The 15,173-nt window shown below is 31.7% G+C and carries 14 protein-coding genes; 8 read left to right on the top strand and 6 right to left on the bottom strand.

Translation table 11 applies throughout. The features are described 5' to 3' along the window. Together FHG05_RS17930 and FHG05_RS17925 are read left to right on the top strand one after the other, a co-directional pair. Nucleotides 1-1,181: T9SS type A sorting domain-containing protein (locus tag FHG05_RS17930; RefSeq protein WP_140999507.1), on the top strand; the 1,181-nt coding region annotated here is incomplete at its 5' end. A 113-nt stretch (nucleotides 1,182-1,294) separates the two neighbouring features. Next, nucleotides 1,295-1,816, top strand: a complete 522-nt coding sequence (locus FHG05_RS17925; RefSeq protein ID WP_140999506.1) for a hypothetical protein — start codon at nucleotides 1,295-1,297, stop codon at nucleotides 1,814-1,816. 65 nt (nucleotides 1,817-1,881) lie between these two features. Here FHG05_RS17925 and dnaB read toward each other — a convergent pair whose 3' ends face one another. From dnaB to tgt, 5 genes are all read right to left on the bottom strand, one after another. Beyond that, nucleotides 1,882-3,429, bottom strand: coding sequence for a replicative DNA helicase (gene dnaB / locus FHG05_RS17920; RefSeq protein WP_140999505.1), 1,548 nt, complete (start codon nucleotides 3,427-3,429; stop codon nucleotides 1,882-1,884). Between the two features lie 153 nt (nucleotides 3,430-3,582). Further along, nucleotides 3,583-4,536, bottom strand: coding sequence for an acetyl-CoA carboxylase carboxyltransferase subunit alpha (locus tag FHG05_RS17915; protein ID WP_140999504.1), 954 nt, complete (start codon nucleotides 4,534-4,536; stop codon nucleotides 3,583-3,585). A 50-nt stretch (nucleotides 4,537-4,586) separates the two neighbouring features. Then, nucleotides 4,587-5,498 carry a DMT family transporter gene (locus FHG05_RS17910; RefSeq protein WP_140999503.1) on the bottom strand — a complete coding sequence of 304 codons (912 nt, stop codon included), beginning with the start codon at nucleotides 5,496-5,498 and terminating at the stop codon, nucleotides 4,587-4,589. After that, nucleotides 5,485-6,564, bottom strand: coding sequence for an LptF/LptG family permease (locus FHG05_RS17905; RefSeq protein ID WP_140999502.1), 1,080 nt, complete (start codon nucleotides 6,562-6,564; stop codon nucleotides 5,485-5,487). The genes FHG05_RS17910 and FHG05_RS17905 overlap by 14 nt, the downstream gene beginning before the upstream one ends. A 13-nt stretch (nucleotides 6,565-6,577) precedes the next feature. Then, on the bottom strand, nucleotides 6,578-7,708 hold the full coding sequence (gene tgt, locus FHG05_RS17900; RefSeq protein WP_140999501.1) for a tRNA guanosine(34) transglycosylase Tgt: 1,131 nt from the start codon (nucleotides 7,706-7,708) through the stop codon (nucleotides 6,578-6,580). Nucleotides 7,709-7,888: 180 nt separating this feature from the next. On the opposite strand from tgt, the gene FHG05_RS17895 reads away from it, so the two are divergent. From FHG05_RS17895 to FHG05_RS17870, 6 genes are all read left to right on the top strand, one after another. After that, nucleotides 7,889-8,167 (top strand): hypothetical protein, encoded by a 279-nt coding sequence (locus tag FHG05_RS17895; protein WP_140999500.1) that lies wholly within the window; start codon nucleotides 7,889-7,891, stop codon nucleotides 8,165-8,167. Between the two features lie 12 nt (nucleotides 8,168-8,179). Beyond that, a complete protein-coding gene (locus FHG05_RS17890) occupies nucleotides 8,180-9,562 on the top strand; it encodes an NAD-dependent succinate-semialdehyde dehydrogenase (protein ID WP_140999510.1) in 1,383 nt (460 codons plus the stop codon). 99 nt (nucleotides 9,563-9,661) lie between these two features. Next, nucleotides 9,662-11,305, top strand: coding sequence for an ArnT family glycosyltransferase (locus FHG05_RS17885; protein WP_140999499.1), 1,644 nt, complete (start codon nucleotides 9,662-9,664; stop codon nucleotides 11,303-11,305). 3 nt (nucleotides 11,306-11,308) lie between these two features. Next, nucleotides 11,309-12,028, top strand: a complete 720-nt coding sequence (locus FHG05_RS17880) for a glycosyltransferase family 2 protein (protein ID WP_140999498.1) — start codon at nucleotides 11,309-11,311, stop codon at nucleotides 12,026-12,028. 144 nt (nucleotides 12,029-12,172) lie between these two features. Beyond that, nucleotides 12,173-13,021 carry a transketolase gene (locus FHG05_RS17875; protein WP_140999497.1) on the top strand — a complete coding sequence of 283 codons (849 nt, stop codon included), beginning with the start codon at nucleotides 12,173-12,175 and terminating at the stop codon, nucleotides 13,019-13,021. A gap of 70 nt (nucleotides 13,022-13,091) precedes the next feature. Then, on the top strand, nucleotides 13,092-14,045 hold the full coding sequence (locus tag FHG05_RS17870) for a transketolase family protein (RefSeq protein ID WP_140999496.1): 954 nt from the start codon (nucleotides 13,092-13,094) through the stop codon (nucleotides 14,043-14,045). A 70-nt stretch (nucleotides 14,046-14,115) separates the two neighbouring features. On the opposite strand, the gene FHG05_RS17865 is transcribed toward FHG05_RS17870, so the two are convergent. Next, the gene (locus FHG05_RS17865) at nucleotides 14,116-15,132 is read right to left on the bottom strand and encodes an FKBP-type peptidyl-prolyl cis-trans isomerase (RefSeq protein ID WP_140999495.1); all 1,017 of its coding nucleotides are present in this window, start codon (nucleotides 15,130-15,132) and stop codon (nucleotides 14,116-14,118) included. Nucleotides 15,133-15,173 lie beyond the last annotated feature (41 nt).

Genomic DNA, 15,173 nt, shown 5'->3' with positions numbered 1-15,173 from the left:
CTTCTCAAACGAATGTAGCTTGTAATGGTGGTGCTAATGGTGCTGCAGCTGTGAATACTGCAACTGGCGGTGCTGGTGGATATACTTATAATTGGACTCCTGGTAACCCAACAGGTGACGGAACACCATCTGTAACAGGATTAACAGCAGGTACTTGGACGTGTACGGTAACTGATGCAAACGGTTGTACAACTTCTCAAAACTTTACAATAACACAACCAAGCGCTTTATCATTAACTCCTTCTTCTCAAACGAATGTAGCTTGTAATGGTGGTGCTAATGGTGCTGCAGCTGTGAATACTGCAACTGGCGGTGCTGGTGGATATACTTATAATTGGACTCCTGGTAACCCAATAGGTGACGGAACACCTTCTGTAACAGGATTATCAGCAGGTACTTGGACGTGTACGGTAACCGATGCCAATGGTTGTACTGCTTCTCAAAACTTTACGATAACTCAACCAACTGCTTTAGCACTTACTCCTGCTTCACAAACCGACGTATCTTGTAATGGTGGTACTAATGGTGCGGCATCAGTAAACGTTGCAACTGGTGGTGCTGGTGGTTATACTTATAATTGGACACCTGGTAACCCAACAGGTGACGGAACACCTTCTGTAACAGGATTATCAGCAGGTACTTGGACGTGTACGGTAACTGATGCAAATGCTTGTACTACTTCGGTAAACTTTACAATTACACAACCAACAGCAATTGACAATACAATTTCTGAAAACACAACAGGAATTCTAACAGCAAATGCTACAGATGCTGGTATGACATACCAATGGTATGAATGTCCAAATACATTATTAACAGGTGAAACCAATCAAGACTTTACACCTTCAAGTCTTGGAGATTATAAGGTTTCTATAACTTTTAATGGATGTAATGTTGAGTCTGCATGCTATACTGTTACTACTTTAGATACTAAAGTGTTTGAAAATAAAACAGAATTTACAATGTATCCGAATCCTACAAATGGATTAGTAGTTATTAAAACAAATACAAGTGGTGAGTTTGTTATTGTAAATCAGTTAGGTCAAACAATGAAAACATTTACTTTAAATTCAAATATTGAAAATAATATTAATGTTGAGAATTTAGCGGATGGTATCTATTTCATCAAAAGTTTATCGAGCAATCCAATTAAGGCTCAAAGACTTATAATTAAAAAATAATGATTACTTTTAACTAATGAAAATTTAAAAAGCGGTTGTTACGAATTTTCGTAGCAACCCTTTTATTTTTATTTTTCTTTAGTATTACTGCATTAATAACCAATCCAAACATTATGGAAAGAAGAAAATTTGTTAAGAAAATGAGTGCCTTTACAACAGGGTCACTATTATTATCTGGATCTAATTTATATTCATTTGAAAATGAGAATGAAGTAAAAAGTAATTCCATAGACTTGTCTCCTTTAGCATTTAATGATAGTGAAATTATTTTAAAAGGAAACTTTATAGACGCTGAAACTTTAGAAACAATTCAAAGGGTTTCAATGAAAGCTAACGTAAGTAAAAACCGATTATTCACGTTTAAAGAATCAATAGAATCTAAAAATGGTTCTTATGAAATTAAAACTGGTTTTTCAGCGGCAGATAAAAAAGTAATTGAAAAAGTTACTATTGAAATAACTGCTGAAGGTTACCAAACACTTTCAACTCAATTATACTTATCTCGATTAGGTTGCAATGTTCATTGTTCAATTTGGGACTATAATCCAAATTTAAAGATTGAGGATACTCCAAAAAACAGTTTATATGATAATTATACAGTATCTAATTTCAATTTTCAACTAAAGAGAAATTAAAGAATACAATATAAAAAAAGAGGTTTTAAAATTGAAACCTCTTTTTTTATATTGTATTCTTTTCATTAAAAAGGAACATCAGAATCATCATCATCGGAATTAAAACTACTTCCAAAGGCATCATTTGGTGAAGGAAGATTAGGAGTAGCAAATGGATTTTGATCATCCAAATTCATTTTTGAAGGCAATTCGTCAAAAGGTGAACTAAAATCATCAAGATTATCAAATTTACCCAAATTACCCACAAACTTCAATCGGATATTATCTAATCCACCATTTCTGTGCTTAGCTACAATAAATTCAGCTTGACCTTGAGTTGGAGTACGTTCTTCATCATCCCACTCATCAATTTTATAATATTCTGGTCGGTAAATAAAGGATACAATATCCGCATCTTGCTCAATCGCTCCTGATTCCCTCAAATCAGAAAGTAAGGGTCTTTTACTAGAACCACGTGTTTCAACTGCACGAGATAACTGCGATAAAGCAATTACGGGCACATTTAATTCTTTTGCCAAAGCTTTTAAGTTTCTGGAAATAGTAGAAATTTCTTGCTCACGGTTTCCGCCTCCTTTTCCATTCCCTCCAGCTGTCATCAATTGAAGGTAATCAATAACTATCATTTTAATTCCGTACTGAGAAGCCAAACGTCTGGCTTTGGCACGTAAATCAAAAATTGATAATGAAGGAGTATCATCTATATATAAAGGTGCTTTTTCTAAATCTTTTACTTTTATAGATAATTGTTCCCATTCATGTTTTTCTAATTTTCCAGTTCTTAATTTTTCAGAAGATAATCCTGTTTCAGAAGAAATTAAACGGGTAATTAACTGTACAGAAGACATCTCCAAGGAAAAGAATGCAACTGGCGCACCATAGTCTATAGCCATATTTCGAGCCATAGATAATGTAAAAGCGGTTTTACCCATACCTGGACGCGCTGCAACAATAATTAAATCGGATGGTTGCCATCCAGAGGTTAATTTATCTAAGTCATGAAAACCAGTTGGTACACCACTAAGACCTTCTTTACCTGCTATTTCTTCAATTCTTTTTTTTGCTTGAATAACCAAACTTTGAGCGGTTTCAGAACTTCTTTTAATGTTACCTTGTGTTACTTCATATAATTTGGATTCTGCTTTGTCCAACAAATCAAAAACATCTGTAGTTTCATCGTATGACTCTTCAATAATTTCGCTAGAAATTTTAATCAAACTTCTTTGAATAAATTTTTGCAAAATAATTCTTGAATGAAATTCAATGTGGGCAGAAGATGATATTTTTTGAGTCAGTTGAATTAAATAAAAATCACCCCCAGCTAATTCTAATTTACCGTTTTTCTTTAACTGTGCTGATACTGTTAATAAGTCTATAGGTTGGGTATCGTTAAACAATTCAACAATAGCCTCAAAAATATGTTTATGTGATTCTTTATAAAAGGCATCCGGTTGTAAAATATCAATTACCTCATCAACTCCTTTCTTATCAATCATCATAGCTCCTATTACAGCCTCTTCTAAATCAACAGCTTGTGGAGGAAGTTTCCCTTTCTCCAAGTTAATTATAGTGGTTTTATCCACTTTTAAGGGGCTACTCTTTCTGATATTTTCCATAGTGCGAAGTTAACCAAAATTTAATTATTTCAATTTCTATTTGTTAATAGTACAGTGTTAAAAACCTGTTCATAACCTCAACATTTTTGTTTATAACACAAAAAAAATCCGAAACCCTTAAGCTTCGGACTTAAAATTATATTTGGAAATGAATTATTCTTTAAATTCTCCCATTTTGCTATATTTATCCATACGCTGCATAATCAAATCTTCTGTTGATAACTCTTTCAATTCATTATACGCTTTTGTAATATATTTTTCTACTGTTTTAAATGTAGTTTCTCTATCATGATGTGCTCCTCCAAGAGGTTCTGGAATAATATCATCAATCAGTTTTTGTTTTTTCATATCGGTTGCTGTCAGCTTCAAAGCTTCTGCAGCTTGCTCTTTATACTCCCAACTTCTCCATAAGATAGACGAACAAGATTCAGGTGAAATTACAGAATACCAGGTGTTTTCAAGCATAAACACTTTATCACCAACACCAATCCCTAAAGCACCACCTGAAGCACCTTCTCCAACAATAACTGTAATAATTGGCACTTTAAGACGAATCATTTCTAAAATGTTTCTAGCAATAGCTTCACCTTGACCTCTTTCTTCAGCTTCTAATCCTGGATAAGCACCTGGAGTGTCTACTAAAGTAACTACAGGTATTCCAAATTTTTCTGCCATTTTCATCAATCGTAATGCTTTACGATAACCTTCAGGGTTAGCCATTCCAAAATTACGGTATTGACGTGTTTTAGTATTATATCCTTTTTGTTGGCCAATAATCATATACGATTGACCATTAATTTTTCCTAAACCACCAACCATTGCTTTATCATCTTTAAAAGCACGGTCTCCGAAAAGCTCTAAGAAGGTATCACCACATAATGCCTTAATATGATCCATAGTGTACGGACGATTAGGGTGTCTTGACATTTGAACACGTTGCCATGCTGTCAAATTTTTATATATATTCTTCTTAGTTTCTTCTAATTTTTTTTCAATCTGCTTGCATGTTTGCGTAACATCAACTTCAGATTCTTGACCTATGATAACACATTTATCTAACTGGTCTTCAAGTTCTTTGATAGGTAATTCAAAATCTAAATATTCCATTGGACTAAATTTTGGGTTTCGTTTGTCTTTACAAAGATAAAATTTTCAAATTAATTAACGTTGTATTGACGTTGATTTAGTTTTCTTTTTTTATAATTTTTAACAACACCATTAGCAATAACAGTTGCTAAAATAATTGAAGCTCCTACATAAAACATAGAATTCATATGTTCGGAATCACTAAATATAAGCAAGGCTAAAATAATTCCATAAATTGGTTCTAAGTTAATGGTCAACATAACTGTAAAAGGACTTATAACTTTCATTACTTTTACAGAAGCTGAAAATGCATAGGCGGTACATATAGATGAAAGCACTAGTAACCAAATTAAATCTTTAGTTGATAACGAAAAAAAAGCGACATCAAACTTTTGATTAAACAACATAATGCAACTTAGAAATAGAACTCCAACTCCTAATTCATAAAAAGAGATAATATTGGCATCATATTCTTTAGCATATTTACCATTAATTACAGAAAAAAGTGCCGATAAAAAAGCGGATGTTACAGCAAGATATATCCCTGTTTTATATTGAGTTTCTACTTCAAAAATGATACTTAAACCAATTACTGTAATAATACCAAACAAGACTTCATAACCCACCACTTTTCTTTTGTATAAAATGGGTTCAATTAAAGAAGCGAAGAAAGCTCCTGTTGATAAACACGCTAAAGTAATCGAAATATTAGACACTTTTATCGCTTCATAAAATGTAAACCAATGGGCTGCAATTATAATTCCAGACAATGCAAATCCTAAGAAAGTTTTGAAAGAAATCTTTAAAGCTTGCCTTTTAAATACAATAAATAAGATTATAAAAATAGTCGCAAAAAACATGCGATACCATACTAAATCTAATGCTTTTAAAGAAATTAACTTTCCCAATATAGCCGTAAATCCCCAAATAAATACAATTAAATGAAGATGCAAATAATTTTTTAAATAGTTACCTTTTTGCATTGCGTAGTAAATAAAAGGCTAATGTACCAAACACCATATTAGGTATCCATACCGCTAATAAAGGTGAAAAATCAGAATTTTCGGCAATTGTACCAAAAACTTTATCAAAAAATATAAATGTAAACGCAATAACAATTCCAATTGCTAAATTAACCCCCATTCCTCCTCTTCTTTTCATAGAAGATACGGCTACAGCAATAATCGTTAAAATAAAGGCAGAAACTGGCAAACTGTACTTTTTATATAATACTACTAAATAGGCATTAATTCTTGTATTTCCCTTTTCTTTTTCTTTATTAATAAAAGTATAGAGTTCACCAATTGTCATGGTTTCCGCAATATAAAATACGGGTGTTAATTCATCAGGCTCAAAGCTAAATTTTACAACTTTTTTATCTGAACTTTCCAAAACATCGTTATTCTGCCCCACAGTTCTCTTTAGATAATTAAAAAGAGAATACTTTTTAGTCTTTTCATCATATTTAATACGATTAGAAGTCACTTTCTCTATTAATTTATTCCCTTTAAATTTTTCATACGTAAAATTAAATCCTGTTTTAGACAAAAAATTATAATTACTAATATAAATATATTCTCCATCACCAATTTGTCTAAATATATCTTGGGTTTCCATTGTTTTATAACTATTTCCCCTCAAATAAGTATTTCTAAAATCTAAAAAACCTTTACTTGCTTTTGGAACCAAGAAAAATCCCATCAATAAAGCAAAAATGCAAACAATAGTTGCTCCCATTAAAAAGGGACGCAAAAAACGCTGAAAAGAAATACCAGAACTTAAAATAGCAATAATTTCGGTATTATTTGCTAACTTCGAAGTAAACCAAATAACTGACAAAAAGAGAAAAATTGGAAATAATAAATTAGCAAAATAAATTATAAAATCTCCATAATAGACAACAATTTCATTAAAAGGAGCTTTCCTTTCAATCATTCTGTTGACTTTTTCCGAAACATCAATAACAATTCCAATTGGAATGAATAAAAGTAACATTACAGAAAAGGTAACCAAATAACGTTTTAAAATATATTTGTCTATTAATTTCATTTTGCAATTTGCTTTATAATCGTTGACTCATTTGAATAACCATCTTATCTTTCCATTCTCTAAAAGTACCCGCAAGAATTTGTCTTCTCGCTTCGCGTACTAACCACATATAAAACCCTAAATTATGAATGGTTGCAATTTGCTTTCCTAAAAATTCATTAGCCGCAAATAAATGTCTTAAGTAGGCTTTTGAATATTCTAAATCGACCCAAGTATGCCCCATTTCATCAATGGGTGAAAAATCAGCCTCCCATTTTTTATTCTTAATATTTATAGAACCATTTGCCGTAAATAACATTCCATTTCTTGCATTTCGAGTAGGCATTACACAATCGAACATATCGATTCCTAAGGCTATATTTTCTAGAATATTTATGGGTGTACCAACTCCCATTAAATACCTTGGTTTCTCTTCAGGTAAAATTGCAGTAACAACTTCAGTCATGGCATACATCTCTTCAGCTGGTTCTCCTACAGATAATCCTCCAATAGCATTTCCTTGTGCACCAGCATTCGCTATATATTCAGCAGATTGTTCTCGCAAGTCTTTATATGTGCTTCCTTGAACTATTGGAAAAAAAGTTTGTTCATACCCATATTTAAAAGGCAACTTATCTAAATGAGTGATACATCTGTCTAACCAACGATGCGTCATGTGCATCGAACGTTTCGCATATCGGTAATCACATGGGTATGGTGTACATTCGTCAAAAGCCATAATAATATCTGCTCCAATAGTACGTTGAATTTCCATTACATTTTCTGGAGAAAAGAAATGATACGAACCATCGATATGAGATTTAAATTTCACACCTTCTTCTTTAATTTTCCTATTCGAAGACAGTGAATATACTTGATAACCACCTGAATCGGTTAAGATATTTCTATCCCAATTCATAAACTTATGCAAACCTCCTGCTTTTTCTAAAATATCCGTTTGTGGTCGTAAATACAAATGATAGGTATTTCCTAAAATAATATCTGGATTAATATCGTTTTTCAACTCTCTTTGGTGCACTCCTTTTACCGATGCAACCGTTCCAACTGGCATAAAAATAGGTGTTTCAATAACACCATGATCTGTCGTAATTTTTCCAGCTCTTGCTTTACTTTTTGGGTCTTTACTTAATAATTCAAACTTCATATAAAAATTTTACAGGGCAAATATAATTGTTTTCCAAACGAAGATTTATAATTTATACTATTATTTAACAGATAAGAACAGAAATGACATCATAATTATAGAAGATTTGATAAAAAATGTGTAACTTAAAAAAGTTAAAAAAGTAAGAACTTTGTAAGAAACTTATTTAAATATTCTATCATGAAAAATATAAAAAATCCAAAAGAAAATGAAATTGAGTCTAATTTAAAAGACTTAAATTATCCTGCATCAGAAGACATCTATAATCAAGATAAAAAAGAAATGGATGTAGATCCTGAAGATCCATCTAAAGTTAAAAAAAATCCTCAACCTATTGATAAAACTGTAACTTTGGGTGCTGATTTAGATGTTCCAGGAGCTTCTTTAGACGATCAACAAGAAGCCATTGGAAGTGAAGATGAAGAGAACAACTATTACAGTCAGGCAGACACAAAATAATACAATGCTATGATGTCTATAAAATCTACAAATCCTTTTACATTAGAAATTTTAAAGTCTTTTGACGAAATGACTAATGAACAAATTGATCATGCTCTTGAAAAAGCACATACTGCATATTTAAACTGGAGAACAACTAGTTACCAAGAAAGGGCTACTATTTTAAACAAAGTGGGTACTATTTTACGTTCCAAAAAAGCAGAATTATCCAAATTAATTACCTTAGAAATGGGAAAACTTTTAGCACAAGCTGAAAGCGAAATTGATTATGCTGCTTCTATATTTGAATATTATGCAAAACATGGTGAAACATTTCTTAAAGATGAAAAAATAGAAGTTGATTCTGGTGAAGCTTATATAAAAAAAACACCTATTGGAGTTTTATTAGGGGTTGAGCCATGGAACTTTCCGTTTTATCAGGTAGCTCGTTTTGCAGCACCTAATATAATGATTGGAAATACTATTGTATTAAAACATGCTTCTATAGTACCTCAATGTGCTAAAGCTATTGAAGACATTTTCAAAGAAGCCGGTGCACCTGAAGGTGTATATACGAACTTATTTGTAAGGGGTTCGAAAGTAACTAAACTTATTGCTGATAAGCGTATTCAAGGCGCCTCTTTGACTGGAAGTGAAAAAGCAGGTTCTGAATTAGCCATGATGGCTGGAAAATATATAAAAAAATCGGTGTTAGAATTAGGAGGAAGTGATCCTTTTATTGTCTTAGAAGATGCTGATATTGAAAGAACCGTTTCTTTAGCTATAAAAGGAAGAACAGTTAACAACGGACAAAGTTGTATTGCGGCAAAACGCTTTATTGTGATGGAAAAAATAGCTTCTGAGTTTTTAACTCAATTTAAAGTAGCGATGAGTAAATTAAAACTAGGAAACCCTCTAGAAGCGGATACAGAATTAGGACCTCTCTCTAGTGAAGACGCTCTTGAATCTATTTTAAAACAAATTGAAACTGCTGTATCTGAAGGTGCTAAAATTGAAATTGGTGGCAAAAGAGCGAAACTAAAAGGGGCTTTTATAGAACCTACAATTATTAGTCATATTAGTCCAAAAATGAAAATCTATAAAGAAGAACTTTTTGGACCAGTTGCTAGTTTTTATATCGTTAAAACTGTAGAAGAAGCAATAGCTTTAGCGAATGACACGGAATTTGGTTTAGGGGGTTCTGTATTTACAAAAGATATTGAAAAAGGTAAGGAAATTGCACATCAAATTGATTCTGGAATGGTTTTTATTAATCATCCTACTAAATCTTCAGTCGAACTTCCATTTGGAGGCACTAAAAGATCTGGTTATGGAAGAGAGATGTCACCCTTAGGTATTGATGAATTCGTAAATAAAAAATTAATTCGCGTTCTTAAAGAGGGCGATACCTTATAAAGAATTTCTTATATGAACTTTATTTAAACTAAAATTCAAAAAAACATAAAATACAATCCTTTTTTTATTTGTTTCTTTGCAACATAACAATTGTATTTTATGTTTTCTTTTTTGAAGTCGCTTACCAAATTTGAAAAAATCATCCTTCTAACAATATTGGTTGTATATATTCACAACTTGTTTTTAGATGTTATGGCTGTAGATGCCGCACAATACGCAGGAATTTCAGCTGAAATGGCTCAAACGAATTCCTATTTAGAAGTAAAGGAATTTGGTAAAGATTATTTAGACAAACCCCCACTCCTTTTCTGGCTTTCAAGTACAAGTATAAAACTATTTGGAAATACCAATTTAGCTTACAAATTACCTTCCTTTCTATTTTTACTTTTTTCTTTGTATGCTTTATACCGCTTTTGCATCCTCTATTATAATCCAAAAATCGCCAAATATGCCCTACTTATATTAGCTACCACTCAAGCATACTTTTTAATGACCAATGACGTACGAACAGATGCTATTTTAACCTCTTGTGTTATGGTTAGTTGTTGGTTATTTGGACTGTATTTCTCCTTTGGAAAAATAAAGCATCTCATTTTTGCTTCTATATTTATTGGACTGGCCATGTTAGCGAAAGGCCCAATTGGATTGGTAGCCATCTTGTTTCCAATTGGCATACATCTTATTTATAAAAAGCAATGGAAACAACTATTTTCATTTCAATGGCTTCTAGTAGTACTTATTATCGCTTTAGTATTATTTCCCATGTCTTATGGTTTGTACCATCAATTTGATTTACAACCCGATAAAATCACAAATGGAATCAAAGGACAAAAAGGATTGTATTTCTTTTATTGGTTGCAAAGTTTCGGAAGAATTACTGGAGAAAATATTTGGAACAACAATACTCCTTGGCATTTCTTTATAGGAACTAGTCTATGGGACTTTTTTCCATGGTTTTTTCCTTTACTATTTGCAGTATACTTTAAGATAAAACAATTATTTTTTGATAAAAAAGCATGTCCTGAAATTATAAGTTTTGTTGGTTTTACCGCTTTATTTTTCTTTTTATCACTATCTAAATACAAATTACCACATTATGTTTTTGTGACCTTCCCTTTTGCAGCTATTTTAGTTGCTGAATATCTATCCAAAATTTCAATGAAAAGCATGAAAAATTGGATTGTAGTGAATGTAAGTTTCGGCTATATAATTTTGGCACTCCTTATTATATATCCTATTCTTTTTTTTAAAGAAAATTACTTTTTAATCCTCATTCTAATACTATTACAAATTCTCATTCTTTTCTTTTTTAGAAAGAAAGCAGAAGATTTCATTATACAATATATTAGTCCCATACTGGTTTTAAATATATTGATGTCCTTTCAATTTTACCCAAAATTAGTCACTTTTCAATCAGATGCTATGGCAGCCAAATGGATTCGAGAAAATCATCCTTCAGAAAAGGTCGTATTATATAACAAATCTTCTCATTTATTTAATTTTTATTCCCAAAATCCGTTTACCAAAGTCATTGGTAAAGAGGAATTAAAAAATTGTAAGGAAAAGACTTGGATTTATATAAATGAAGAAGATTTAAAAGACATAGAAGATTCTAATTTGAAAATAATTTCCAAAAAAGCGTTTAATCAATATCGCATCACCATTTTAAAACTGAATTTTTTATTAGAAAATAAAAGAAAAAATGTTTTAAATTACCGATATTTAATCCAAATAGATAGATAAAAAATGGAAAAGCTATCCATTATAATTCCGGCATATAACGAAGAACAGACCATTCATCTTATACTAGATAAGATTAAAGAAGTTAGTCTAATAAATTCCATTCAAAAAGAAATTATTGTGGTAAATGATTGTTCTTCCGACAATACAGGTTGTGCCATTCAAGATTACAAAGAACAAAACCCTGAAGTAATACTTCACTATTATACTCATGAAATCAATAAAGGTAAAGGAGCTGCCTTACATACAGGAATACAAAAAGCCACTGGTAATTATATCATCATTCAGGACGCCGACTTAGAATATGATCCAGAAGAGTACAATATTCTTTTAAAACCTATAGTTGAAGGCTTTGCCGATGTAGTTTATGGCTCAAGATTTGTAGGAGGAAAACCGCACCGCATTTTATTCTTTTGGCACACCATTGGCAACAAGTTTTTAACGTTTGTATCCAATATGTTTACCAATCTCAATTTAACCGACATGGAAACTTGTTATAAAATCTTCCGTTCTGAGATTATTAAAAATATCAATTTAAGAGAAAAAAGATTTGGTTTTGAACCAGAAATTACCGCTAAAATTGCTCGAATATCTAATATTAGAATATATGAAGTTGGCATTTCTTATTATGGCAGAACCTATCAAGAAGGCAAGAAAATATCATGGAAAGATGGTTTTAGAGCTTTGTATTGCATACTAAAATATGCCATTTTGAGATTGAACTAACAAAACAAAAAACACTATAACCCTATTTTTCAACACAATAAGTTGCATTTTATTGTAGATAACTTTTGAAAAGTCCTCAAGATTCTCTTGAAATTAATAATAATAATCTACTTATATTTGTGCTTTTAAATTTTAACATTAAAAATGAAACCAAACACACAACAACTACAAGAATTAACAGTTCAAGTAAGAAGAGACATTTTACGAATGGTACATGCTGTAAATTCAGGACATCCTGGAGGATCATTAGGATGTACAGAATTTTTTGTAACCCTTTATCAACACCTTATGAATCGCAAAGAAGGTTTTGATATGGATGGCAAAAACGAAGATGTGTTCTTCCTTTCTAACGGACATATTTCACCAGTTTTTTATAGTGTTTTAGCTAGAAGCGGTTATTTTCCAGTTAGTGAATTAGCTACTTTTAGATTATTAAACTCAAGATTACAAGGTCACCCAACGACTCATGAAGGTTTACCTGGAATTCGAATGGCATCTGGATCATTAGGACAAGGATTAAGTGTCGCATTAGGTGCTGCTCAAGCAAAAAAACTAAATAAAGATTTAAATTTAGTATATGCACTTTTAGGTGATGGCGAATTACAAGAAGGTCAAAATTGGGAAGCTATTATGTATGCCGCTGCAAAAAATGTAGATAATATCATTGCAACAGTTGACCTTAACGGACAACAAATTGACGGTTCTACAGATGAAGTTTTAAATATGGGAAGTGTAAAAGCAAAATTTGAAGCTTTTGGTTGGGATGTTCTTGATATTAAAGAAGGAAATAATATTGACGCCATTATTGCTGGAATGACAGATGCAAAATCAAGAACAGGTAAAGGAAAACCTGTATGTGTTTTATTACATACTGAAATGGGTAACGGTGTAGATTTCATGATGCATACACATGCATGGCATGGAAAAGCTCCAAATGATGAGCAATTAGCGAATGCTTTAGGGCAAAACCCAGAAACTTTAGGTGATTATTAATAATGTAAATTTTATATAGATAAGCAGTACAACTTATTTTATACCATTTGCAGCATACAGCAAAATTAAAATGAAAAAATATACAAATACAGGAAATAAAGATACTCGTTCAGGATTTGGCGCAGGACTAACTGAATTAGGTCAAAAAAACGAAAATGTAGTAGCACTTTGTGCAGATTTAATTGGTTCTTTAAAAATGGATGATTTCAAAAAAAATCACCCAGAACGTTTCTTTCAAGTAGGAATTGCAGAAGCCAATATGATGGGAATTGCTGCAGGTTTAACAATTGGTGGTAAAATACCTTTTACAGGTACATTTGCTAATTTCTCAACAGGTAGAGTGTACGATCAAATTCGTCAATCTATTGCTTATTCCGATAAAAATGTAAAAATCTGTGCTTCTCATGCTGGTTTAACTTTAGGAGAAGATGGTGCAACGCATCAAATTTTAGAAGATATTGGTTTAATGAAAATGCTGCCAGGTATGGTCGTAATTAACCCTTGTGATTACAACCAAACTAAGGCAGCAACCATTGCAATTGCAGACCACCACGGACCTGTTTATTTGCGTTTTGGAAGACCAAGTGTTGCAAATTTCACTCCTGAAAACGAACCTTTCGTAATAGGAAAAGCAATACTTTTAAATGAAGGTTCTGATGTAACTATAGTAGCAACCGGACATTTAGTTTGGGAAGCTTTAATTGCTGCGGAAAAATTAGAAGAAAAAGGTATTTCAGCAGAAGTTATTAATATTCATACTATTAAACCATTAGACGAAGAAGCGATTTTGAAATCAGTTGCAAAAACGGGTTGTATTGTAACTGCCGAAGAACATAATGTTTTAGGAGGTTTAGGAGAAAGCGTTTCTAGAACTTTAGTTTTAAATAATCCTGCTCCACAAGAATTTGTGGCTGTAAATGACAGTTTTGGTGAAAGTGGAACTCCAGCTCAATTAATGGAAAAATATGGTTTAAATGCAGACGCTATAATTAAAGCAGCTGAAAAAGCTATAAAAAGAAAATAATTATTCTAAATAAATTATATAAAAAAGGCTCAATAAAATTGAGCCTTTTTTTGTATAATGTTAATAACCTTTAGTGACATGAAGGATCTAAATGTTTTCTTAATCTAGTTGGAGTAGTATAATCTCCTGAACAACTTGGAATTGCTTTTAATTCTGTTTCATCTATATCAGTTGTTGAAGGGTCGTCAGCAATTGGATTAAATGGATAATAAGCTAATATCCCTGATTCTCCAATAGGCTTTTTAATTTCCATCTTTGTTATTATCCCATCTCCATCATCATCAGTATCAAGAAAATTTGGTATTCCATCTCCATCAGTATCATCATTATAAAAATCCCCATCACCATTTAAATCTTCGTTATTACTTTTAATTCTATCGCGATCATGGTCATTCTCTTTTCTATAAAACAATTTAATTTGAAAGGCAAGCGGATTATAACTTGATCCAGCAATTACCCCGTTAAAATAACCCAACCCAGAAGGTATGAACACAATAACGTTACCGTAATTTTGATGAACAACTACACCATTACCATTTAATGAAGAAGATTCTTCCGTCTTAATTTTTGTCAATATCTGTCTGTAACCAGAGATTGAAAGCGGATCAAAAGCTGTTGTTTGAGGATAAGTAAACCAAATCCCTTGATTGTTTTGGTCGAAAACTTCATTACTTAAATCCCATCCTTTATAAGCCGTGAAAACAGAATCTACATGAGTAGGGTTAGCTCCTCCTCCTTCATTCAATACAATGTAGTATAATTTATAATCCACCACATCACTAGAAACTCCATCAATAAAATTTGAAGTTCTTACATCATTTTTAACCTGTATAGATTGAACTGGGTAAGCTGAATCATCCCATATTGAAGTTTGTCCTGCATCAATTTTTTTTACAGTTGCATTTAAATCAGCATCCAATACTAAATAATTATCTTTTAAGTAAGCTTCAATTTCTAAAATATCTTCATCATAAACTTCTTGTCTATCTCTTAAAACAATTTCACTCGATGCACCATCGTCTTTTTTACATGAAACTGTTCCACCTACTAAAACTAAAAAAATAACAATTCTTAAAATATTCTTCATTTTCATAAAATTTGAGTCGCAAGATACAATTTTCCTTTATT

The sequence above is a fragment of the Flavobacterium profundi genome (assembly GCF_006491645.1).
In the GTDB taxonomy this organism is placed as follows: Bacteria; Bacteroidota; Bacteroidia; order Flavobacteriales; family Flavobacteriaceae; genus Flavobacterium; species Flavobacterium profundi.
This window is presented reverse-complemented; position numbering and strand designations above follow the sequence as displayed.